Consider the following 21,621-nt stretch of genomic DNA (forward strand, 5'->3'; position numbering starts at 1 on the left):
ACCGGAATGCGCAGAGCCGCCGTGGTGCAGTACCACACCAACGCAAACTCGGCCGCGCACAACCGGGCGTTGATCGAGCGGGTCGTCGACGAGCTCAGGGGCCGCGATCCCGGCGGCCTGGACTACCAGGCGTTCCAGTTCGAGGACTTAACGGGTTTCCTGCACGTCGCCGTGTTCGACGGCACCGCAGACCCCTTCGCGGGTTGCGCCGCCGACCGGGAGTTCCACCGCGAGCTGGACAAGCGCCTCGCGACACCGCCGGTGATCAGCCGCGCCGTGCTGATCGGCGCCTACTTCGGCAGGAAGCGATGAGTTTCGGCCCGGCCGATCCTCAATATCTGGTGAAAGGAGGCAGATCTCGATGAAGATTTCGCGCATCGCTCCCCGGCAGGAGTGGCGTGCCGCGCGGCTGGAGCTGTTGGCCGAGGAGAAGGCCGCGAGCCGGCAGCTGGCCGCCCTGGCCGAGAAACGCCGCGACCTGCCGGCGGTGCCCGTCGACAAGGACTACGTCTTCGAGGGCCCCGGCGGCCGCGCACGGCTGATCGACCTGTTCGACGGCCGCAGCCAGCTAATCGTCTACCACTTCATGTGGCTGCACGACATCGACGACGGCTGCCCTAGTTGTTCCTTTGCCGTCGACAACATGCCCGACCCCGTCCACCTCACCGAAGGCGCGGACACCACGCTGGCGCTCGTATCGCGGGCTCCGTACCCGCGGCTGAGCCGGTTCAAGGCGCGGATGGGCTGGCGGCTGCCGTTCTACTCATCGCACGGCAGCGACTTCAACTACGACTTCCACGTCACCAGCGACGAGTCGGTCGCGCCGGTCGAATACAACTACAAGGACAAGGCCACGCTGCTGCGGGAGGGCCTGGACTACGCGGCCGCCGACGGCGCCGACGGCCAGGGCATCAGCGTTTTCGTTCAAGACGACGGCGCGGTCTTCCACACCTATTCGGCCTACGGGGTGGGCGCCGACGTCATGCTCAGCACCTACCGCTTGCTGGACCTGACCCCGCTGGGCCGCCAGCGCTACATCAACGCCTGGCCGTGGCACGACACCTACGGAGCATCGGACGGCCATGCCCACCACCACTGACACCAACGAGGACTTCGGCCGGCTGGCCGAGCCGTTCCGGCGCGAGCTGATCGCCTACGGCTACCGAATGCTCGGCTCGCTGGACGACGCCGAGGAGATCGTGCAGGACGTGTACCTCGAGGCGTGGCGCGCCTATGACCGTTTCGAGGGACGCTCGTCGCTGCGCACGTGGCTGTATCGCATCGCCACCCGCGCCTTCCTCAAGGGGATAGAGCGACACAACCGCCGCCCGCTGCCGTCGGACCTCACCGGTCCGGCGATGGATGTCTTCGCCGCCGTGCAGGCCGGCTCGGCGGAGCTGGCCTGGTTGCAGCCGGCGCCCGATTCGGCGCTGACCGGCTCCCTGGCGGATCCCGCCGCGGTGGTCGCCGGGCGTCACACAATGCGGTTGGCGTTCGTCGCAGCGTTGCAGGCGCTTACGCCCCGCCAACGGGCGGTGCTGATCTTGCGCGACGTGCTGAGCCTGAGCGCGGCCGAGGTCGCGGCTGTGCTGGAGCTCAGTGTCGCGGCGGTCAACAGCGCGCTGCAGCGGGCGCGTTCGCGGCTGCCGGCCGACCACGACAGCGTGCTCGAGCCGTCGGAGGCCCGGCAACGAGAGCTGCTCGACCGGTACGTGGCCGCGTTCGAAAACGCCGACGTGGCCGGGCTCATGGCAGTGCTGACCGAGGACGCGATGTACGAAATGCCGCCATTTCTCACCTGGTTTCGGGGTGTGCACGACGTCGGGGGGTTCCTCGGGGGACGGATGCGCGTGTTGGGCGGGGCGTCGGTCATCCGGACCTCGGCCAACGGGCAGCCGACGGCGGCGTTGTACACCGGTCCGGCCGGCGGGCAGCGGCTGCACTCGTTGCACGTGCTCACCGTTGCCGCACAGGGCATCTCCCACGTCGTGGCGTTCATGGACGTCGCGTCGCTGGGACGTTTCGACTTGCCGGTGATGGCGTAGAAGAAAGGACAACAAAAATGAGCGCGACCGGAATCGACAAACAAGCCCCGCCGCGAGGCCCGAGGGCTTTCCGGGTGTTTCTGCGTATCTACGGCGTGCTGACGCTGGCGATCTTTGTGCCGCTGTTCGTCGGCTTCGTCGCGCAGTCGCCGCTGCTGGCCGAGCACGGCGGCGCGTTGAACTGGACGATCTGGAACGACGTGCGTTGCGGGAGCGAACATTTGCACGTTCCCCCGATGCTGCTGGTGATCTACGTCGTGTGGGGGATCTTCCTGCTGCGCGCCGCCGGCAACCCAAACGGCTACACGTCGTTTCTCAGTTTCACCATGTGGGCCAATCTCGTTCACGGGTTGTTGATGGCCGCCCAGGCGGCCACCGAGTTCGATCACTACTGGAGCAAGTTCCTCACCGACATACCGTTCGTGCTGGTCCTCGCGCTCGGCATCTACCTGTGGCGGCGCAAAGAGCCTGTCGCCCGGATAAATTCGAAGTGAACGCTGAAAGGCGCCGCGGCTAACAACGTCGCGAAAGGCCTCCGCACCAAAACGCAACGCTGCGATTGACGCGCGCGGATATAGAGTGCCTTGTAGAGCACAGTTACGACAACGACTTCCCTCACGGTGGCGTGCCACGCCGGCCATCGAGTCCCGTTGCCGCTCAAGGGGTTTGGTTACCGGACAGCGCGTACACCCTTCCGTCCGGAAGGTGCGCACCATGTATCGCCAGATACTCGATCCCGTCGCCCACTCGCTGGCTTGGAGCTCCCTGGTGGCCGCCCTGCCGCTGGCCGCGCTGTTCGTGATGCTCGGGGTGTTGCGGCTGCGGGCCTGGCTGGCATCGGCGGTGTCGCTGGCCGTCGCGATCGCGATCGCGACCGCGGTCTACGGCATGCCGGTCGGGCAGGCGGCACTCGCGGGCGCCGAGGGCGCGGTGTTCGGGTTCTTTCCGATCCTCTGGATCGTGATCAACGCGATCTGGGTGTACCAGATGACGGTGGAGACAGGCCATTTCGATGTGCTGCGCCGAAGCTTCGCGACGGTCAGTGACGATCACCGGATCCAGGCGATCATCATCGCGTTTTCGTTCGGCGCGTTGCTCGAAGCGCTGGCCGGGTTCGGCACGCCGGTGGCGGTCACCTCGGTGATGCTGCTGGCGCTGGGATTCAAGCCGATCAAGGCGGCGGTGCTCGCGCTGGTCGCCAATACCGCGCCGGTGGCATTCGGCGCGATGGCCACGCCCATCATCACGCTCGCCAAGACGTCAGGGCTGCCGACCGACACGCTCGGCGCGATGGTCGGGCGCCAAACCCCGATCCTGGCGGTCTTCGTCCCCCTGGCGCTGGTCGCCATCGTCGACGGCCGGCGCGGCGTCCGCGAAACATGGATCCCCGCGGTGGCGGGCGGCGTAGTTTTCGGCCTGGGCCAATACGCGACCTCAAACTTCGTGTCGGTGCCGCTGGCCGACGTGATCGCGTCCCTGCTGTCGGCGGGCGCGGTCGTCGCGGTGGTGCGCATCAGGCCCCGCCGCGCAGAACACGTTGGCGCGCCGGTGATTGCCGGCGGCGCGGCCGAGACGCCGACCCCGGACTTCGCCGAGCGCAGCGTGACTCCCGACTCCCAGGCCCAGGTACTGCGCGCGTACGCGCCCTACGCGATCGTCATCGCCGTGTTCGTGATTTGCCAAATCTCGGCCGTGAAGCGGCTCCTCGACAAGGCGACCTTCGTCGTGCACTGGCCGGGCCTGCACCTCTACACCGCCAAGGGCGCCCCGTCGTCGCTGCCGAACTTCACCTTGAATCTGCTCACTACGCCGGGGACCCAGATGCTGGTGGCCGGCGTGCTCACCATGGTCGCGCTTCGCCTGTCGGTGGGCAGGGCGCTCCGCGCCTACGGGGCGACACTGCATCAGCTGCGATGGGCCATCGTCACCGTAATGGCCGTGCTGGCACTGGCATTCGTGATGAACGCGTCCGGGCAGACCATCACCCTTGGCACCTGGATGGCCGGGGCGGGGGGCGCCTTCGCGCTGATCTCCCCCATCCTGGGCTGGCTCGGTGTGGCGGTGACGGGATCCGACACGTCGTCGAATCCCTTGTTCGGCGCCCTGCAGGTGACCGCCGCCACCAAGGCGGGACTGTCCCCGGTGCTGATGGCCGCCGGCAACAGCTCCGGCGGTGTGCTCGGCAAGATGATCTCGCCGCAAAACCTCGCCATCGGTGCGGCGGCAGTCGGCGTGCACGGCAAGGAAGGCGACATCTTCCGCCGGGTCCTCATTTGGAGCCTGTTGTTCTTGGTCTTCATTTGCGCGCTGTCGGGGCTGCAGGCCTCGGTGCTGTCCTGGATGGTGCCCTGATTCTTCGAAAAAGATTGCCGCGGACGTCACTCACGGCGCTAAGCTGCTGTTCGTGCGCAAAGGCGTGTTAGCCATTGGCAGGAGCCGCTGGTTGGCGTTGGCGGCCTCGCTGGTGGTCTCGGCCGCCATCATCTACGCCCAGGGCACCAAGCCCATCTACGCCCAGGGCGCCAAGCCGCCCGGCAATCCGGCCGCGGCCCAGGCGGCCGCGCCGTCCGTGCCGCCGATCGCCGCGGCCGCCCCCGGCCCGGTCGCCGCGCCGCCGCCGGCGGGTCCGGCGCCGCAGATCGCCAGCCCCGCGGAGGTGGAAAAGCTGGCCGCGGGCGCGCCCGCCGCCGCCCAGCAATTCCTGTTCCCGTTGTCTCCCGGCGTCGCGTCGGAGCAGCGGTTGCAGGTCAAGACGATCTGGGCGGCCCGCGCCATCAGCGTGCTGTTCCCGGAGATCACCACCATCTATGGCTATCGCGAGGATCCCCTGCCGTGGCACCCCAACGGGCTCGCGATCGACGTGATGATCCCCAACCACGCCAGCCCGGAAGGCATCCAGCTCGGCAACGAAATCGCCGGGTACGCCCTGGCGAACGCGAAACGGTGGGGAATCAACCACGTGATCTGGCGCCAGAAGATCTACCCGGGCGTCGGCGCGCCGAGCTGGATGTCGAACCTGGGCAACGAAACGCTGAACCACTACGACCACGTTCACATCGCCACCAACGGCGGCGGCTACCCGACCGGTCACGAGACGTACTTCATCGGGTCGATGACGCCCGCGCCGTCCGAGTGATCAACGGCGCCTTCGAGATTGCGGTCAGCCGAGAAGGAGGCCCAGCAGGCTACCGGTGATCGGGGGCACCGTCAGCTGATCGCCGCCGAGGCTCGGGGGCAGGGTCAGCGTGCCGCCGGTGATGATCGAGGGGATCCCGACGTCCCCGCCGCCGACACTCGAGGGCAGGCTCAGCACGCCGCCCGTCAGGATCGACGGGATGCTCACGTCCCCGCCGCCGGCAATCGGGGGCAGGCTCAGCACGCCGCCGGTCAGAATCGACGGGATGCTCAGCTGCCCCCCGCCCAGGAACGTTGGCACGGTCACCGCGCCACCGTCGAGGATTGGCGTCAACACGGTGGTGATCGGGGGCACGGTGAACACGCCGCCGCCCAGGCTGGAGGGCAGGCTCAGCAGCCCACCGGTGATGATCGACGGCAATCCCAGCACGCCACCGCCGAGGGTTGCGGGCAGGTCGATCACGCCGCCGACGAGGATCGACGGCACGGTCAGCTCGCCACCGCCCAGGAACGCGGGCAGGGCCACCACGCCGCCGGTGACGATCGGGCTCAAGGCGGTCGCGATCGAGGACCCGACGGCCGAGATCGGGGGCACGGTCAATTCTGCTCCGCCCAAGATCGGCGGCAGATCCAGCACGCCCCCGGTGATGAGCGATGGCACGCTGAACACGCCACCACCGAGGATCGGCGGCAGGGTCACCACGCCGCCGTTCAGGTTCAGGCTCGCGCTGCCGCCGAGGAACGACGAGAGGTCCAGGTCGGCCGCGGCGGCGGCCGCGGCGTTGGCCGCCTCGGTGCCGAGGTAGGCGCCCGCACCCGCGCTAATCAAGCCGACGAACTCCTCGTGAAACGCGTTGGCCTGGGCGCTGATGGCTTGAAAGTCCTGGCCGAAATCGCTGAATAGCGTTGCGACCAAAGCAGATACCTCGTCCTGGGCCGCAGCGGCCACCGCCGTCGTGGGCGCCGCGGCCGAGGCGGCGGACCCGGACAGTAACGTGCGGATACCGGACAAACCTTCGGCCGCAGACTGCAGTTGTTCTGGAGCCGTCACCAGATATGACATATGTGCCTCCCGCCGGTGCACCGCGACGGTCGCCCGTTGACCGGAGCAATAGGATCTTAATCGGATATTGCCGAAATGCCTATGAAAACTCCGTTTTTCAGCAACGGCACCGGCCGAATAGCCTCATCCGCGGGCGGCGCCCCGAGCGACAGCCGTCAAACGGCTTTTATTGCGCCGGGCAGCGAAACGCTCGGCGCCGTGACGTATTTCGCCTATTGGGCTGTCCAGCCGCCGTCGATCGAATAGCTGGCGCCGGTGATGGTGGCGGCCGCATCGCCGGCCAGGAACACCGCGAGCGCGCCGATGTCCTCCGGTTGGGTGTAGCGCGTCATCGGCTGCTTTTCGCCGACGAATTCCGGCTTGGTCTCTTCGAACGTCTTGCCCGCCGCGTCGGCGCGAGCTTGGATCTGCTGGGCGATCAGGGGCGTCATCACCCAGCCCGGACAGATCGCGTTGCACGTGATGCCGTGGTCGGCGGTCTCGATCGCCACCACCTTGGTCAGTCCGACGAGCCCGTGCTTGGCCGCGACATATGCCGCCTTCTCGGCGCTGGCGACGAGGCCGTGCGCCGAAGCGATGTTGATGATCCGGCCCCAGCCACGGCTTTTCATCCCGGGCAATGCGCACCGACAAGTGTGGAAGGCGGCCGACAAATTCGTCGCGAGGACGGCGTCCCACTTCTCGACCGGGAATTCCTCCACCTTCGCCACGTACTGGATGCCCGCATTGTTGACGAGGACATCGATTGCGCCGAAGGCCTTTTCGGCACCGGCGATCATGTCGGCGATCTCCCGCGGCTTGGTCACGTCGGCCGCAGAATAGGCAGCGGTCACGCCGAACGTCTCCTCGATGTCGCGCCGTTGCCGCTCAATGGCCGCCGGGTCACCGAAGCCGTTGAGGGTCACGTTCGCGCCCTCGGCGGCGAACGCGCGCGCGATGCCCATGCCGATGCCGGACGTGGAACCCGTTACGAGTACCGACTTTCCACGGAGCATCGCGTCAGCGTTCGACTGCCGGCGGCGCGGGTTCGACGGTGACGAGCTCCGTGATGCCGCTCACGGTGAGGACGGGCATCACCAGGGGGTGGGCGATGACGTCGATGTGGCCGGCCCGGGCGAATAGGGCGTTGATGGCGGAGCTGTCCAGATACTCCACCGCGCTGAGGTCGACGGTGAACATGCCGCCGTTGCTATCGGCCTCGGCGGTGGCGCTGCTGAGCGCTTGGTTGAATGCGTCGATGTTGCTCAGGTCGATCTCCCCCGTCGCGGTCAGCACGAGCTGCCCGTCCTGGCGGCGCGCGGTGTCGAGGGTGAGCGACGTGGCCATCAGGTGATCCTCGCGCATAGGTGAACCGTGGTGCCGGCGGCCTCGGGGTTGATGGTGACGTCTTCCATGAGCCCCCGCATCAAAGCGATGCCGCGCCCGCGATTCGTTGAGGCGGCCGGCTGCGGAGTTTTCCAGGAGCCGGTGTCGGTGATGGTCAGGCGTACCTGGTCAACCAAAATGGTGGCGCCCAGGCTGATCATGCCGCCCGGGCTGTGGCGGTGACCGTGCTCGATGGCGTTGGCGACGGCTTCGCCGGCGGCGACGAGCACGTTCATCGTCTGATCCGCGTCGAGCCTGGCCCGGGTCAACCACCGGCGCAGTGCGGTACGCGTCGGGGCGAGCTGGCTGACGTCGGCGGGAAACTCCAACTCCAGCGGGGCCGGATGACGGTAGAGCAGGAGGACAACGTCGTCCTGATAGCCGTCGCTCGGCGCCAATCCGGACATGATCTGGTTGGCCAGATCCTCCAGTGTGGAATCGCGGCCCTCCCGCACGAGCTCGGCGGCGCGCGAAATGCCTTGCTGCAGCAGACGTCGGCGACGTTCGACCAGCCCATCGGTATAGAGCAGCAACGTCGCGCGCGGCGGGATGGTCACGCGTGCTTCGGGGCGCGGCCAGTCGGCTCGCACTCCCAGCGCGATGGTGTGGCCATCGTCAAGCATTCGGGTGCTGCCGTCGGCGTCGACCAGGACGGGCGGCGGGTGCCCGGCACTCGAGTAGACCAGTTCGCCGGTGTCGGGGTTGAGCACCGCACACACGGCGGTGGCGCACTGGGCGCCGGGCAGTCGCGCGGCGAAGCGGTCCAGGCCCGCCAGGGCGGCGCTGGGGCTGGGGTTCTCGAACAGCAGCGCGCGGCAGGCGCTGCGCACCTGCCCCATCACGGTGGCGGCGGCCAGGCCATGACCGACGCAGTCCCCGACGATCAGCGCGATGCGCCCGTCGTCCAGGTCGAAGACGTCGTACCAGTCGCCGCCCACCTGCAGGGGGCGGCTGGCGGCCTCATAGCGAACCGCGAACCCGTGCGGGAGGTCGGCGGGGCCGAGGATCGCGTGTTGGAGCGCGAGGGCCGTTTCGCGCTGCTGGTCGACCTGGTGCACGCGTTGCAGGCCCTGGCCGAGGCGGCCCGCCAGCACCGTCAGCAGCGTCTGGTCCTCGAGGGTGAACGGCCGTCGCTCGGCCAGGTCGATCCGGACGACCAGCACCCCGTCGGGGTGCTGCAGCGCGATCCCCGCCGTGCCGCGCTCGGATGCGTTGGGGCTCAGCAGGTCGCCGTCGCGCAACGAGCTGAGCATCTGCCGGGTCTCCGACGGCAGGTCGGCCCACCGCGCGGGCTCGCCGACCGATTCCACCCACGGTTCACCAGAGGCGGATTCGGTGGCGGACCCGTGAGTCGGGAAGGTAACGGCGAGGACGCGGCGCGCCCGCCACAGCCGGCGCAGTTCCTCGGCCGCGGCGTGCACCGCGTCCTCGACGGTGTCGGCTTGGGCGAGTTCCTGGTTGAGCGCGTGTTCGCGGCCCGCGGCCAGCGCCAGGGCGATGGCGGCGTGCCTGGCGAAGTCGCTGACGAGCTCGAGGTAGTCGCTGCCGAACGCCTGCTGCTGCGGCTGGCGCGCGACGGCAATCACCCCGAGCACCCTGCCGTCTGCGATCAGCGGGATAACGATCGCCGAGCGTTCACCGACATCGGTGAACCCCTCGATTGGGTACTGGAAAGAATCGGTGATCAGCGGGAGGCCGCGACGCGCGACGCCGCCCGTGGTGGAGGCGTCCATGGGGACCTGCCGGCCGATCACCTCTGAGGCGTACCGGCCGGCCGTGGCGGCCACGACCAGGGTGTCGACCTCATCGGCGGGCAGATCGGGCTCCCGGGGAACCAACAAGATCGCCTGTTCGGCGTCAGCCAACTCCAGCGCCCGGTTGACGATGAGCTGCAACGGCCCCATCTGCGGGTCACCGGACAGCAGCGCGGTCGTGATCTCCCGGCTGGCCTTGGTCCATTTCGAAGATTCGCGTTCTCGCTCGAACAGTCGCGCGTTGTCGATCGCGGCCGCCGCCGCCGTGGCCAACGCGCGTACGGCCGCCTCCTGGAAGTCGGTGAACGCCCGGCCCGGCCGGTCGTCGGCCAGGTAGAGGCTGCCGAAGTCGGCCGCCCGCACGGTGATCGGTATGCCGAGCAGCGCCCGCAGCGGCGGGTCGTGCGCCTGCAGCGCGGCCGCCTGCGGATGGGTGCTCAGGTCATCGACGCGCAGGCCCTCGCCCACCGACAGGTCGCCGAGCCGCCGGGCCTCGCCGGCATCGATTCCCCTCTGGACGAACGATGCCAGGGTGCCGTCGGGCGCCCGCATGCCCAGCGCCGCGTACCGGGCGTCGGTCAGCTGCATCGCCCCATCGACGATCCGATGCAACGTCGAATCCAGATCCAGGTCGGAGCCGACCTCGACGATGACCCGCACCAGTTGTTCCATCTGGTCGCGAGCCGTCGTCATCTCGTTGAGCTGGGACCGCGGGTCGTCTCGGTCGTTGTCCCGCATAGGTACAAATCTAATTGTCTAATTCCGGTTTTCCGTTAGCGGCTCGGCGGTCGGCCCCACCGAGGGCGGGTATCGCTGTGGTGATTACCCACTCCGGAGTGAATTGCACGCGGCGACCGGTGCCCGCCGCGTCCGGGTCGTCCCAGCAGACGGTCGCGCTGCCGGAGAGCTGGAGCGTGATCCCGGCGCCGAAGTCGACGAACAGCAGGCCCGCCGACGGGTCGGCGGCCAGGTTTCCGAAGCTGTTGAACAGGTTGTTGCCCGGGTAGTCGGGCCACCACAGTCGCCCGTCGGCAACGCGGACGAACCCCTGCGGGCCCCCGCGGTGCGAGGCGTCACTGCCGGCCGTGGCGTGGGTGGTACCCAAAAAGAATGTGTCGGCCGCCTCGATGAGCCGAATGTCCTCCGATCGCAACGTCTTTCCGGAGTACAGCCGGGCCCGGTTGTCGCCGGGCGCCCCGTCGACCCGAACGCGGCGCTGGTTGATGTATTGCGGGCAGTTGCCGTACGCCTGGTCCACGTCGACGGTCAGCGCGCCGGCATCGGTCGAGCTGAGGACACCGTTGATGCGAGCGCGCCTGCGGGTCAGGAAGTTCATGGCGATGACGCCCACCGGCTGCCCTGAAGCTAAGCCGTGCAGCGGATCGGCGCTCGGCAGCTCCGTGCGGATCTGCAGGGTGGCCGGCGAAGCGGCCGCCAGAAAGCCGGGTGGTCCCAATAGTGGTGAGGTCCAAAGCCGTCCGGACCCGTCCCGCGCGGCGATGGCCGCGAACGGCGCCTCGGAGAGGAACGCGGCCATGCCGGCGCGTAGTTGCCCGCGGCCGACCATCGCCGCGAGCCGCGCGGCCTCCGCCTCGACGCCGGCTTGTCGTTGGACGGCCAACTCGCCGCTGTGGAAACCGACGCTTGATGTCACCGCGGCACCTCGGCAAACCCCGGTTGTCCGGCGTCGACAACGGAATTGAACCGGTATCGAGTTTCGAGGCTTTCGTTGATCTCCCGGATCGCGCTCTCGGGAAGCGCGCTGACGTCGAAGTTCTCGGCGATGCGTGCCGGGTTGACGGACGAGGTGAGGACGGCCGAGCCGCGCTGGATGCCCCACGCCAAAAGCACTTGCGCGGGGGTCTTTCCGACGCGCCGAGCGATCGAGACGATGAGCGGGTCGTCGAGCAATCGCGGTTCCAGCGCGTGCCCCAGCGAGGCGAAGGCCAGCAGGACGATCCCGTGCTCCTTGCACAACTCGTGGAGTTCCCATTGCGGGTGATACGGGTGCGACTCGACCTCCACGACCGCCGGCTTGATTCGGGCGGTTTCGACGATCTTGCGGGCGCCCGCCGCGTCGATGTCGGACAGACCTATCGCCCGCGAAAGCTCCTCGTCCACAAGGGCTTCCATCGCGGCCCAGGTTTCCTCCAACGTGACGCCGTGGTCGTAGACGACCGCTCCGTGCGGGTCGCGGGGGTCTTGGTCGTCGCCGGGCCGGAACGCGAACGGCGTGTGCACCAGGTACAGATCGACCGTCTCCAGGCCGAGCCTGTCCAGGCTGGCCTGCAGCGCGGGCTTGACCCTTTCGGGCCGGTGGTTGTTGTTCCACAGCTTGGTGGTGACGAACAGTTCGTCACGACGCACGGTCCCGGCGGCGAACAACTCTTGGAGCGCCGCGCCGACGTCCGCTTCGTTGCGGTACCGCTCGGCCGCGTCGAGGTGGCGGAACCCGATCTCGACCGCGGCCTTGACCGCGTTTCGCGTCTCGCTGCGGTCGGAAAGCGACGTGCCGAAGCCGAGCGCCGGAATCGCGCCGCTCCCGTCGTTCAACGAGAATCTGTGCTGGCTTAGCTTCTGGTCTGACGTCATGGCGGTCGGCCTCCTGGGCTCGTAATATAAATGACCAGTCGTCTATCTAACAAGCGTCCTGGTGAGCGCATTCCCGAGGACGCCAGATCAGTGCAGCAGCGCCGGGACGGTGACCGCCTCGAACCGGTCGTAGGGGACGCGGCTGCGGGTGACTTTCCCGCGCAGGGCCGCGCCCTCCCACGCCTCGATCAGCCGAAAGGCCAGGTCCCCCGCTTCGAGGTCGCCGCGATCGCCGGAGCGCAGGCACTGACCGAGGGCCGCGCCCCAGCGGTCGAGAATGCTCACGAGCTCCTTGCGCACCGGCTCGCTGGACCCGCCGAGTTCGAGCGACAGGTTGCCGACCAGGCAGCCCAACACGAAGTCGCCGGCCTCATGCTCGTCGGCCAGCGCGTGGAAGAAGCGAGTGATTCGCTCCTGCGGCGGCCCGTCCGCGCCCAGGATCGGCAGCAGCCGCGCCTCGACGTCTTCCCAGTGATGCTCGAGGATCGCCGCGGCAAATGCCTCCTTGCTCGGGAAATACGCATAGAACGAACCCTTCGGGACACCCGCTGCGTCGGTGATGTCCTTGACTCCGCTGGCGGCGAATCCGCGCGCATGCACGAGTTCCAGGCCCGCCGCGAGCAGGCGGCGGCGCACCTCAGGGTTCGGCGGGCGCGGCATGGCGACAATAGTAGCCGACCGGTCGGCTATCTTTGATCGGCCGGTACGCGCGGGGCGGGTGGCGTAGCGTCTGGAGCGGCCTTCGACCGCCGGGAGGGAAGGAGCGAGATGGTGACTTCGGGACTGTTCGGTTTCCTGACGCTGCTCGCGCTCGGGCTCGCGCTCGTATTTGCCGCCATTGCGGCGGTCCATGTCAAACGGCTGGAGGATCGGCCGCCTCCCCCGCTGAGCGACGAAATCGGCAGCGCCAAAACGGTTACGCGCAAGGTGCGCAAGCGCGAACCCATGTCGCAGGACGAGCTGGATTACGCGAAGCAACTCCTTGCCGCTCGCAGCTCGGTGCTGACGCTAGCCATCCCAGGCGCCTTGTTCTCGCTGGGCTGCTTTTACGTGTTCGGCAGTCTCTACCACTTGCACGGAGCGACGCCCTCCGAGCGGACGTTTCTCGGGTTGTTTCCGATATTGGCGTCCATAAATCTCACGACTCAAGTCCTGCGCAGCGCAAGGTTGAAGCGGCGTCTGCAAAAGATGTCCTGAAGCACCTAGAGGCATGTGTTGCCGTGAGCGACCGGTGGGTGTGCCCGCAGGTCGTTACGGTCGCGTTCAGGCCGCAAGGTCGCTACTCTTGCACGATCATCTGTCAATTGGGTACATGACCGTCTACTATTTGCAGTTGGCCTAGGGGTGGGGCCGGGGGGAGAAGACGATGGCCCGAGCGAGTTCCGAGAGGTGATCGAATGAGCCCTCGTCCGGTGGGCAGGCGGGTGTTGGCGCGCGTCTGGTTGCCGTTGGTTGCCGTCATCGCGCTCGGTGTCGGCGGGGTGGCCATGTGGAAGGTGCACCAGTTCTCGGAGCCCCCGCCCGTCATCACCGTCAATCAGCCGGCGGCACCGCCGGAGTTCAGCATCAAACGGCTCACGTACGAACTGTTCGGCTCCGTCGGGGAAGGCGGGATGCTCGTCTGGGTGGACATCAACGGGCATCCGCACCGGGTTGATCTCACGACCTTGCCGTGGTCGCACACGGAGGCGACGACGCTCACCGTGGTGTCCGGCAGCATCTCGGCGCAGGTTCGTGGCGGTCAAGTCGGCTGTCGACTGCGGGTGAATGGCGTTGTCCGCGCTGAACAGTCCGATACCAATCAGGATGCGCACGTCTATTGCCTGGTGAAATCCGCATGAGCGAGCCGCGGACGAAGCGCCCCTTCGTCCCCAGAATGGTTCGCGCTCTTGCGATCCCGATCATCGCCTTCTGGGGTCTGCTCGCCGTGTCGACGAACACCTTCATGCCCCAGGTGGAGCGGGTCGCGGAAGAGCTCGCGGGGCCGGTCGTCCCGCACTACGCGCCGTCCCAGCGGGCGCTGCTGTCCATCGGCGCGAAGTTCCGCGAGTCCAATTCGACCAGCCTGGCCATGATCGTGCTGGAAGCCAACCGGCCGCTCGGCGACGCGGACCATCAGTACTACGACGACTTGATGCGCCGGTTCAAGCAAGACCCCAAACACGTGCAGTACGCCATGGACCTCTGGGGTAAGCCGATCACGGCGGCCGGCGCGCAGAGCCTCGGCGGCAAGTGCGCCTACGTGCTGTTGCGCCTCGCCGGCGATATCGGCCAGATGCAAGCGAACGAATCCGTTGCCGCCGTTCGGGACATCGTCGCGAAGGACAAGCCCCCGGCAGGGCTCAAGGTCTACGTCAGCGGCGCGGCCCCGCTCGCCTCGGACACGGTGGCGATTGCGAATTCGAGCTTGAACGACATCACGATCGTGACGATCTTCCTCATCATCGGGATGCTGCTGCTGGTGTACCGCTCCATCGTCACTTTGTTCGTGCCGCTCGCCGGGGTGCTGTTCGAGATGCTGGTCGCGAAGGGGGTCATCGCAACCCTCGGGCATCTCGGGTACATCGAACTCTCGTCGTTCGCCGTGAACATCGTCGTCGCGCTCACCCTGGGGGCCGGGACGGACTACGGCATCTTCCTGATGGGCCGCTATCACGAGGCGCGGCACGACGGCGAAAGCCGGGAGGAGGCGTTCTACACCGCGTACAAGAGCGTCACGCCGGTCATCCTGGGCTCGGGGCTGACGATCGCGGGGGCGTGTTACTGCCTGACGTTCGCGCGGCTCAACTACTTCCACACGATGGGCCCGGCCGTCGCCATCTCCATGCTGTTCACCATCGCGGCGGCGCTGACGCTCGGGCCCGCCTTCTTGACGCTGGGCAGCCTGTTCGGGCTGTTCGACCCGAAGAGCAAGGCCAAGGCGCACCTGTATCGGCGGATCGGGGCGAGCGTGGTCCGGTGGCCGGTGCCGATCCTGTTCGCCAGCGCCGCTGCCGTGCTGCTCGGCGCAATCTTCGTGCCGACGTACCGGCAGAACTACGACGACCGTCAGTATCAGCCGCGCAACGCGCCCGCCAATTTGGGCTTCCAGGCGGCGGATCGGCATTTCCCGAAGAGCAAGCTGTTCTCCGAGATGCTGATGATCGAGTCGGATCACGACATGCGGAACTCGGGTGACTTCATCTCATTGGACCGCGCGGCCAAGGCGCTCGAACGCCTGCCCGGCGTCGCGATGGTGCAAAGCATCACCCGGCCGATGGGCCGGGCTTTGGAACACGCCACGATCCCTTACCTCTTCACCACCCAGGGCAGCGGGAGCGGCCAGCAGCTGCCGTTCAACCAGCAGCAGAACGCCAATACCAACCAGCAGGCGCAGATCACGCAGCACACCGTCGAGGTCACGCGCAAAGAGATCGACTATTTCCAGAACCTGTCGGACGAGCTGCACAAGACGGTCCTCACCGTCGAGGATCTGCAACGGGTCACCGACGAGATGAATCAGGAAATCTCGAACTTCGACGACTTCTTCCGACCGATCAAGAGCTACTTCTATTGGGAGCGGCACTGTTTCGACATCCCCATGTGCTGGGCGTTCAGGTCGTTGTTCGACACGCTAGACAACATCGACCATCTGGCCGCTGACATCAACGACGCCAAGGCCTCCCTCGAGGAGATGGACAAGATCGTGCCGCAGATCATCGTGCAGCTGAAGCTCACGGCGGACGACTCGGAGGCCCTGGCCAATCTTTTGGTCAGCACCTACGGCCAGTCGGCTCTGCAGACCACCCAGACCAATCAGACGTTCGATGACCAGATCAATGTGGGGCTCGACTTCGACCAGGCCCGCAGCGACGACTTCTTCTACATCCCGCACGAGGGTTTCGACAACGAGGACGTCAAGACCGGCATGCAGCTGCTGATGTCACCCGACGGCCAGGCCGCCCGGATCATCGTCACCCACGAGGGCGACGCCAACGGTCCGGAAGGCGTGCAGCATGTCGAGCAGTTCCCCAACGCGATAACCGTTGCCCTCAAGGAGACCTCGCTGGCCGGCGCGAAGGTCTACATCGGCGGTTCCGGCTCGACGAACAAGGACATCAAGCAATACGCCGCGTCCGATCTTTTGATCGTGGCGATCGCCGCCTTCGTGCTGATCTTCTTGATCATGCTGTTCCTCACGAGAAGCCTGATGGCGGCGATTGTCATCCCCGGCACGGTGGCCTTCTCCTATGCCGGGGCGTTCGGGCTTTCCATCCTCGTCTGGCAGCACCTCATCGGCCTGCCGCTGCACTGGCTGGTGTTGCCGCTGACGTTCATCATCCTGGTGGCGGTGGGTTCGGACTACAACCTGCTGTTGATCCTCCGGGTCAAAGAGGAGCTGCACGCCGGAATCCACACCGGGCTGATCCGCGCGCTCGGCAGCACCGGTGGTGTAGTGACTTCCGCCGGTTTGGTTTTCGCGTTCACCATGCTGGCGATGCTCACCAGCGATCTGCGCACCGTCGGCCAGGTGGGTTCCACCGTCTGCATCGGGTTGCTGCTCGACACGTTGATCGTGCGGTCGTTCGTCGTGCCGTGCATCCTGCGCATCCTCGGGCCGTGGTTCTGGTGGCCGACGCTGGTGCGTTCGCGTCCGCTGCGGGAGCGCGTCGCCGTCGGCTAGAAATTGAGCCCCGAGAACATGACCCGGCCCGGGTCGTACTTCTGCCGCACGGCGCTGAGCCGGGACAGGTTCGGGCCGAAGTAGCGCGACGCCGGCTGGTTCGCCTCGATGTAGTTCACGTAGCCGCCCACCGAATACGGTTGCACCGCTTGGTGTGCCGTGGCGAGCCAGCTCGTCGCCGCCGCCGGGTCGCCCGTTTCGACGTACCACTGCACCAGCGACGCCTGCCGGCGCCACGGGAAGGCCGTCGCCCCCGGAGCCACCGTGGCGAGCGCGCCGTCGAGCGCATGCATGATCGCCAGCATGCGGCCGGCGCCACGCGGAAACGCTTCGACCGCCGAGGCGATCCCCTGCGCGGCGGCCGGCGTCATCGCCGTGAAGACGTCGGATCCGCCGACGTATCCCAGCGGCGACGGGTTGAGGTTGCCGACGGCCAAGTAGCGCACCAGGTCCATGTAGTTGAACGTGTGGTTGTCGGTTCCGGTCGGTTGTACCCCAACGGCTTTGGTGATCGCGGCCGCGACGCTGTTTCCCGATCCGGCCGGGCAGGTCGCCATTATCCGGGGATGTGTGCCGAACCCGTCGACGGTGTTGTCGGCCAACGCCCACATGCTTTGGTCGGCGGTGCGCAGCCAGTTCTGCCACCCGAGGAGGACCTGCGCGAACGCCTGCGGCGGGAAGTTGAGATTCACGACGTCGACGTCGCGGGTGGGGAACGTGGCGAAGGTCAGCGAGGTGGTCACGCCGAAGTTGCCGCCCCCGCCGCCGCGCAGCGCCCAGAACAGGTCGGGGTTACTGGCCGCGGACGCGGTGACGGCCTGACCCCCTGGTAGCACCACCGACGCCGCCGTCAGCTGGTCGCAGAGCAGGCCCGCGTGCCGCGACTGGGCGCCCAGGCCCCCGCCCAGGGCGTGCCCCGCGGCGCCCACCGACGGGCAGGTACCCGTCGGGATGCCCCGGCCGGCCGCGGCCAGGGCCTCATGGACCGCGTACAAACTGGTCGCGGGCGTCACGGTGACCTGACCGGTGGAGGCGTCGTAATTGATTCCGCCGGGCAGCTGACGCAGGTCGAACACCATGGCGCCGTTCGCCGTCGACGCGCCGATGTAGGAGTGCCCGCCGCTGCGCGGGGCGACCTTGAGGTTGTTGGCGGCGGCGAAGGCCATCGCCTTTTGCACGTCCGCCGCCGATGTCGGGGTGACGATCGCCGCCGGCGTGGACCCGTTGTAGTTGGTGTTGAAAACCTGCTTCGCGCCGGCGAATTGGGGATCTTTCGGCAGGACGACCTTCCCGCCGATCGCGGTGGTGAGGCCGTCCCAGCCGGACGGATTACTGGGGGCCGCGGCGGCGCGCGCCGGGCCCAATACCGCGCCGGCGGCCAACGCCCCGGCGGCCCCGCGCAGGAACGCCTGGCGGGAGATCTCACGCGCCATCGTCGGCCTCCCGCGATTGCGTCATGTCCCGCATTCTCGATTACCGAGGGCGAGGTGCCGCATGACGTGCCGCGGGGCGACCGGACCGTGCCCCAACCGTTACCGACCCGGGGCCGCCAGGCATAGGCTGGTGGTTTGGGCGCCTGCGCTTCTTGGGGAGGTACTGATATGCCCGCACCGTCAGCCGAGGTCTTCGACCGTTTGCGCCAGCTGGTCGCGATCAAGGACATCACCGCTCGCGAGACCAAGACGATCGACGAAGTTTTCACCGGAAAACCGCTGACCACGATCCCGATCGGCACCGCCGCCGACGTCGAGGCCGCGTTCGCCGAGGCCCGCGCCGCGCAGGTCGACTGGGCGAAGCGGCCGGTCGCCGAGCGGGTGGATGTCATCCGCCGCTATCGCGACCTGGTCGTCGAGAACCGCCAGTTCCTGATGGACCTCCTGCAGGCCGAGGCGGGCAAGGCCCGATGGGCGGCGCAGGAGGAAATCGTCGACCTGATGGCGAACGCGAACTATTACGTGAACGTGGCCGCCGGCCTGCTGAAGCCGCGCAGGGTGCAGGCGCTGCTCCCGGCGGTCGGCAAGACGACGGTTGTCTACCAACCCAAGGGCGTGGTCGGCGTCATCTCGCCGTGGAACTACCCGATGACGCTCACCGCGTCCGACTCGGTGCCCGCGCTGGTGGCGGGCAACGCGGTCGTGCTCAAGCCCGACAGCCAGACGCCGTACTGCGCACTGGCGTGCGCCGAGCTGTTGTACCAAGCCGGCCTGCCCCAGGCGCTGTACGCGATCGTGCCCGGTCCGGGCTCGGTGGTCGGCACCGCGATCATCGAGAACTGCGACTACCTGATGTTCACCGGCTCGACGGCCACCGGCAGGCAGCTCGCCGAGCATGCGGGCCGTCGGCTCATCGGGTTCTCGGCCGAACTCGGTGGCAAGAACGCGATGATCGTCACGCGGGGCGCCAACCTGGACAAGGCCGCCAAGGCGGCCACCCGCGCGTGCTTTTCCAACGCGGGCCAGCTGTGCATCTCCATCGAGCGGATCTACGTCGAAAAGGACGTCGCCGACGAGTTCACCAGCAAGTTCGGCGCGGAAGTGCGAAACATGAAGCTCGGCAGCGCCTATGACTTCTCGGTCGACATGGGCAGCTTGATCTCAGCGAGCCAGCTGGACACCGTGACCGACCACGTGGACGACGCGAAGGCAAAGGGCGCCAAGGTGATTGCCGGCGGCAAGGCCCGCCCCGACATCGGGCCGCTGTTCTACGAGCCGACGGTGCTCACCGACGTCACGCCGGAGATGGAGTGTGCGGCCAACGAGACGTTCGGGCCGCTGGTGTCCATCTACCCCGTCGCCGACGTGGACGAGGCCGTCGAGAAGGCCAACGACACCGAGTACGGGCTCAACGCCAGCGTGTGGGCCGGGTCCACCGCCGAGGGCGAGGAGATCGCCGCCCGGTTGCGGTCGGGGACGGTCAACGTCGACGAGGGTTACGCGTTCGCGTGGGGCAGCCTGGGCGCGCCGATGGGCGGGATGGGGCAGTCGGGCGTCGGCCGCCGCCACGGTGCCGAGGGCCTGCTGAAATACACCGAATCGCAGACGATCGCGGCCGCGCGCGTGTTCAATCTCGATCCGCCCCTTGGCATTCCGTCGACGCTATGGCAGAAGTCGCTGGTGCCCGTCGTGCGCACGATGATGAAGCTCCCCGGGCGGAAGTGACTCCGGGGTCTCGCGGAGTCGTTGCCAGGATCTACTACCGAGCGTAGTATCTGGGCTATCCCACCATGCACAAGGAGGTGCAATGTGAGGTGGAGTCTTGCCCAGATCGGGCTGCTGATCATCTGTGTTCTGCACGTCATCCAGGCGGTGGTCGGGTTCATCATGGAGCCCAGCTTCGCGACCGGGCCGGGTGCGCCAACGGTTCAACTGCTAGGAATGGACTACAACGGCTGGCATGCCGTCGCCGGGCTGGCGTTGTTCGGCCCGGGCCTGGTGTTCGCGCTCCGCAAGTCGTGGGCCGTGCTGTACCTGATCGCCGCTGCGATTGCCGGTGCGCTGCCGGGCATTTGGGCCTTCTTCTCGCATCAGGTCGCGTTCGTCTTCACCTTCCCCAACAACACCACCGATGCGGTGGTGCACTTGGTGACGGCGGCGGTGATGCTCGCGGTGGCCGCCGTGCAGATCCGGTTGGACGGTGGATTGCGCAACTCGCTCGCCGACCTGCGGAAGGCGCGCTAACGCCAAGGATCTTTTGAGGATCCCCCAAGCGGCGCCTTGGATGGTGAGTTCGTCCACCAAAACGACTCACGAGGTTCCGCAATGACACGCCACCGCATCTACGCCCTGATCGCCTTAACCGCCTTCGCCTTCTTCGGCGCCGCGTTCGTGGCGTCGCCCGCCGCGCAGGCGGCCGCCGTCGACCGCTACGCCGTCATCGCCTACTCCCCCGTCACCGGCTGGACGGGCTGGGCCAACAACGCCAGCACCATGGAGGAGGCCACCCACATCGCGCTGGGCAACTGCCAGCGGCACGGCACGGGCTGCACCGTCGCGTCATGGGCCCGAAACGGTTGCACCGCTTTGGCTCTCGGCCCCGGCGGCTGGGGCGCCGACTGGGGCTCGACCGCGGCGGCCGCTCAGACGGCCGCCCTGGCCAAGGTCTCGTCGGGCCGCGTCGCCGAGGTTCACTGCACCGGGTAGCCGCGGCCCTCGTCCTCGATTCGTCGCCGCCAGTGTTCGTTGATGTGGTCGGACTGACGCTCGAGCGGGGGTGTGGGAATGCTGCCGGCCTGTGCGGGATCCGCGCCGAGAAACTTTAGGACACGCGCAATCTCCCCGCGATAGTCCGCGTCGAGCTCCTCGTACCTGACCGTCAGAACTTTGGGGCTCCGAGTGGTGAAGTAGTTGGTCCAGGCCGCCTGTTCGGCCGCGAGGCCGCGTTCGATCTCGGCGATCTGCTCGCGCGTCGGCGTCGCGCCGGTGAGATCCAGCGCGGGGCGGTCGGGCCTCGGCCGGCCCAGATACAGCCCCCACGGGCGTTCTTTCTCCGACGGGCCGGGCGAACGAAACCATTCACCGGTGGTCTCGGCGCGGAACAGCGATATGGCCTGTGCGCGCCGATCGGCGCGGATGATGTTGACGAAAACCGCTGTGGGAAAGAGCGTCTCGAGAACGGCGGCCGGGTCTGCACCGTGCTCCAGCGCTTGCGCCAGCGAGACGACGTCGCGCCAGTGAATCTTGGCGCCCCAAACGCCGTTGTCCGTCGCCGCGAACGCCATGACCCTCGTAAGGTATTCGGCCCACGAGCAGTCCGTCGGCAGCCCCAGATCTTCCTTGTAGGCCGCGATATGGTCCGCCGCGAAGTACTCTTCGGGCCGCCCGGCGACTCCCGTCGCGACGAGGCCGGCGGCCAGCAGCGAACTACCCGAACGGGGGGTTGAGGCGATGAGATAGGTCGCGGGTCGCATATACCTCCTCGGGCGTGTCATTGCAGCGTAGGTGCCGTTGGCCGGGACTGGCCCCCGTTTGCCGAATCGCCGGTGTGCTTGTAACGGATTGAGTTGGC

21 protein-coding genes are annotated in these 21,621 nt (G+C 67.5%); 12 read left to right on the plus strand and 9 right to left on the minus strand.

The genetic code is table 11. The features are described from left to right. Window positions 1-6 precede the first annotated feature (6 nt). The 6 genes from AC5Y2S_RS25580 to AC5Y2S_RS25605 all read left to right on the plus strand — a co-directional run bounded on the left by AC5Y2S_RS25580 (window position 7) and on the right by AC5Y2S_RS25605 (window position 5,181). Window positions 7-312: a hypothetical protein gene (locus AC5Y2S_RS25580; protein WP_499959189.1), complete on the plus strand. Its 306-nt coding sequence runs from the start codon at window positions 7-9 to the stop codon at window positions 310-312. 49 nt (window positions 313-361) lie between these two features. Beyond that, a complete protein-coding gene (locus tag AC5Y2S_RS25585) occupies window positions 362-1,099 on the plus strand; it encodes a DUF899 domain-containing protein (RefSeq protein ID WP_499959190.1) in 738 nt (245 codons plus the stop codon). Then, entirely contained in the window at window positions 1,083-2,045 is a 963-nt protein-coding gene (locus tag AC5Y2S_RS25590) for an RNA polymerase subunit sigma-70 (RefSeq protein ID WP_499959191.1), read from the plus strand. Before AC5Y2S_RS25585 ends, AC5Y2S_RS25590 begins: the two co-directional genes overlap by 17 nt. Before the next feature lie 17 nt (window positions 2,046-2,062). After that, entirely contained in the window at window positions 2,063-2,539 is a 477-nt protein-coding gene (locus AC5Y2S_RS25595; RefSeq protein ID WP_499959192.1) for a DUF6632 domain-containing protein, read from the plus strand. 220 nt (window positions 2,540-2,759) lie between these two features. Further along, window positions 2,760-4,397, plus strand: a complete 1,638-nt coding sequence (locus tag AC5Y2S_RS25600; protein ID WP_499959194.1) for an L-lactate permease — start codon at window positions 2,760-2,762, stop codon at window positions 4,395-4,397. Window positions 4,398-4,440: 43 nt separating this feature from the next. Next, window positions 4,441-5,181, plus strand: coding sequence for a VldE C-terminal domain-containing protein (locus AC5Y2S_RS25605; RefSeq protein WP_499959245.1), 741 nt, complete (start codon window positions 4,441-4,443; stop codon window positions 5,179-5,181). Window positions 5,182-5,205: 24 nt separating this feature from the next. Here AC5Y2S_RS25605 and AC5Y2S_RS25610 read toward each other — a convergent pair whose 3' ends face one another. The 7 genes from AC5Y2S_RS25610 to AC5Y2S_RS25640 form a co-directional block, all read right to left on the minus strand. Continuing rightward, window positions 5,206-6,243, minus strand: a complete 1,038-nt coding sequence (locus AC5Y2S_RS25610) for a PE family protein (protein WP_499959196.1) — start codon at window positions 6,241-6,243, stop codon at window positions 5,206-5,208. Window positions 6,244-6,455: 212 nt separating this feature from the next. Next, entirely contained in the window at window positions 6,456-7,238 is a 783-nt protein-coding gene (locus AC5Y2S_RS25615) for a 3-hydroxybutyrate dehydrogenase (protein WP_499959197.1), read from the minus strand. Window positions 7,239-7,242: 4 nt separating this feature from the next. Beyond that, window positions 7,243-7,569 carry an STAS domain-containing protein gene (locus tag AC5Y2S_RS25620; protein WP_499959198.1) on the minus strand — a complete coding sequence of 109 codons (327 nt, stop codon included), beginning with the start codon at window positions 7,567-7,569 and terminating at the stop codon, window positions 7,243-7,245. After that, window positions 7,569-10,100: a SpoIIE family protein phosphatase gene (locus AC5Y2S_RS25625; protein WP_499959199.1), complete on the minus strand. Its 2,532-nt coding sequence runs from the start codon at window positions 10,098-10,100 to the stop codon at window positions 7,569-7,571. The genes AC5Y2S_RS25620 and AC5Y2S_RS25625 overlap by 1 nt, the downstream gene beginning before the upstream one ends. A 10-nt stretch (window positions 10,101-10,110) precedes the next feature. After that, on the minus strand, window positions 10,111-11,016 hold the full coding sequence (locus tag AC5Y2S_RS25630; RefSeq protein ID WP_499959201.1) for a pyridoxamine 5'-phosphate oxidase family protein: 906 nt from the start codon (window positions 11,014-11,016) through the stop codon (window positions 10,111-10,113). Next, window positions 11,013-11,915 (minus strand): aldo/keto reductase, encoded by a 903-nt coding sequence (locus AC5Y2S_RS25635; protein ID WP_499959202.1) that lies wholly within the window; start codon window positions 11,913-11,915, stop codon window positions 11,013-11,015. Before AC5Y2S_RS25635 ends, AC5Y2S_RS25630 begins: the two co-directional genes overlap by 4 nt. Window positions 11,916-12,041: 126 nt before the next feature. Continuing rightward, entirely contained in the window at window positions 12,042-12,614 is a 573-nt protein-coding gene (locus AC5Y2S_RS25640) for a TetR/AcrR family transcriptional regulator (RefSeq protein ID WP_499959204.1), read from the minus strand. Between the two features lie 108 nt (window positions 12,615-12,722). Here AC5Y2S_RS25640 and AC5Y2S_RS25645 point away from each other — a divergent pair, with 108 nt between their 5' ends. From AC5Y2S_RS25645 to AC5Y2S_RS25655, 3 genes are all read left to right on the plus strand, one after another. Next, window positions 12,723-13,151, plus strand: a complete 429-nt coding sequence (locus AC5Y2S_RS25645; RefSeq protein WP_499959206.1) for a hypothetical protein — start codon at window positions 12,723-12,725, stop codon at window positions 13,149-13,151. Window positions 13,152-13,351: 200 nt separating this feature from the next. After that, window positions 13,352-13,795, plus strand: coding sequence for an MmpS family transport accessory protein (locus AC5Y2S_RS25650; protein WP_499959208.1), 444 nt, complete (start codon window positions 13,352-13,354; stop codon window positions 13,793-13,795). A gap of 35 nt (window positions 13,796-13,830) precedes the next feature. Beyond that, the gene (locus tag AC5Y2S_RS25655) at window positions 13,831-16,617 is read left to right on the plus strand and encodes an MMPL/RND family transporter (RefSeq protein ID WP_499959210.1); all 2,787 of its coding nucleotides are present in this window, start codon (window positions 13,831-13,833) and stop codon (window positions 16,615-16,617) included. On the opposite strand, the gene AC5Y2S_RS25660 is transcribed toward AC5Y2S_RS25655, so the two are convergent. After that, the gene (locus AC5Y2S_RS25660) at window positions 16,614-18,050 is read right to left on the minus strand and encodes an FAD-binding oxidoreductase (RefSeq protein ID WP_499959211.1); all 1,437 of its coding nucleotides are present in this window, start codon (window positions 18,048-18,050) and stop codon (window positions 16,614-16,616) included. The two genes, AC5Y2S_RS25655 and AC5Y2S_RS25660, sit on opposite strands and share 4 nt — an antisense overlap. Window positions 18,051-18,218: 168 nt before the next feature. On the opposite strand from AC5Y2S_RS25660, the gene AC5Y2S_RS25665 reads away from it, so the two are divergent. The 3 genes from AC5Y2S_RS25665 to AC5Y2S_RS25675 all read left to right on the plus strand — a co-directional run bounded on the left by AC5Y2S_RS25665 (window position 18,219) and on the right by AC5Y2S_RS25675 (window position 20,756). Further along, window positions 18,219-19,775 carry a succinic semialdehyde dehydrogenase gene (locus AC5Y2S_RS25665; RefSeq protein WP_499959213.1) on the plus strand — a complete coding sequence of 519 codons (1,557 nt, stop codon included), beginning with the start codon at window positions 18,219-18,221 and terminating at the stop codon, window positions 19,773-19,775. Window positions 19,776-19,859: 84 nt separating this feature from the next. Then, entirely contained in the window at window positions 19,860-20,294 is a 435-nt protein-coding gene (locus tag AC5Y2S_RS25670) for a DUF4383 domain-containing protein (RefSeq protein WP_499959215.1), read from the plus strand. Window positions 20,295-20,375: 81 nt separating this feature from the next. Then, window positions 20,376-20,756, plus strand: coding sequence for a DUF4189 domain-containing protein (locus tag AC5Y2S_RS25675; RefSeq protein WP_499959217.1), 381 nt, complete (start codon window positions 20,376-20,378; stop codon window positions 20,754-20,756). On the opposite strand, the gene AC5Y2S_RS25680 is transcribed toward AC5Y2S_RS25675, so the two are convergent. Next, complete coding sequence (locus tag AC5Y2S_RS25680) at window positions 20,741-21,523, minus strand: Stf0 family sulfotransferase (protein ID WP_499959219.1); 783 nt, start codon at window positions 21,521-21,523, stop codon at window positions 20,741-20,743. The genes AC5Y2S_RS25675 and AC5Y2S_RS25680 overlap by 16 nt on opposite strands. Window positions 21,524-21,621 lie beyond the last annotated feature (98 nt).

The sequence above is a fragment of the Mycobacterium sp. NGS69 genome (assembly GCF_059812165.1).

Bases quoted from the DNA above. Each gene is read 5' to 3' on its own strand.
- AC5Y2S_RS25580 (WP_499959189.1), top strand. From the start codon at position 7: ATGCGCAGAGCCGCCGTGGTGCAGTACCACACCAACGCAAACTCGGCC.
- AC5Y2S_RS25585 (WP_499959190.1), top strand. From the start codon at position 362: ATGAAGATTTCGCGCATCGCTCCCCGGCAGGAGTGGCGTGCCGCGCGG.
- AC5Y2S_RS25590 (WP_499959191.1), top strand. From the start codon at position 1,083: ATGCCCACCACCACTGACACCAACGAGGACTTCGGCCGGCTGGCCGAG.
- AC5Y2S_RS25595 (WP_499959192.1), top strand. From the start codon at position 2,063: ATGAGCGCGACCGGAATCGACAAACAAGCCCCGCCGCGAGGCCCGAGG.
- AC5Y2S_RS25600 (WP_499959194.1), top strand. From the start codon at position 2,760: ATGTATCGCCAGATACTCGATCCCGTCGCCCACTCGCTGGCTTGGAGC.
- AC5Y2S_RS25610 (WP_499959196.1), bottom strand. From the start codon at position 6,243: ATGTCATATCTGGTGACGGCTCCAGAACAACTGCAGTCTGCGGCCGAA.
- AC5Y2S_RS25615 (WP_499959197.1), bottom strand. From the start codon at position 7,238: ATGCTCCGTGGAAAGTCGGTACTCGTAACGGGTTCCACGTCCGGCATC.
- AC5Y2S_RS25620 (WP_499959198.1), bottom strand. From the start codon at position 7,569: ATGGCCACGTCGCTCACCCTCGACACCGCGCGCCGCCAGGACGGGCAG.
- AC5Y2S_RS25625 (WP_499959199.1), bottom strand. From the start codon at position 10,100: ATGCGGGACAACGACCGAGACGACCCGCGGTCCCAGCTCAACGAGATG.
- AC5Y2S_RS25640 (WP_499959204.1), bottom strand. From the start codon at position 12,614: ATGCCGCGCCCGCCGAACCCTGAGGTGCGCCGCCGCCTGCTCGCGGCG.
- AC5Y2S_RS25645 (WP_499959206.1), top strand. From the start codon at position 12,723: ATGGTGACTTCGGGACTGTTCGGTTTCCTGACGCTGCTCGCGCTCGGG.
- AC5Y2S_RS25650 (WP_499959208.1), top strand. From the start codon at position 13,352: ATGAGCCCTCGTCCGGTGGGCAGGCGGGTGTTGGCGCGCGTCTGGTTG.
- AC5Y2S_RS25655 (WP_499959210.1), top strand. From the start codon at position 13,831: ATGGTTCGCGCTCTTGCGATCCCGATCATCGCCTTCTGGGGTCTGCTC.
- AC5Y2S_RS25660 (WP_499959211.1), bottom strand. From the start codon at position 18,050: ATGGCGCGTGAGATCTCCCGCCAGGCGTTCCTGCGCGGGGCCGCCGGG.
- AC5Y2S_RS25665 (WP_499959213.1), top strand. From the start codon at position 18,219: ATGCCCGCACCGTCAGCCGAGGTCTTCGACCGTTTGCGCCAGCTGGTC.
- AC5Y2S_RS25675 (WP_499959217.1), top strand. From the start codon at position 20,376: ATGACACGCCACCGCATCTACGCCCTGATCGCCTTAACCGCCTTCGCC.
- AC5Y2S_RS25680 (WP_499959219.1), bottom strand. From the start codon at position 21,523: ATGCGACCCGCGACCTATCTCATCGCCTCAACCCCCCGTTCGGGTAGT.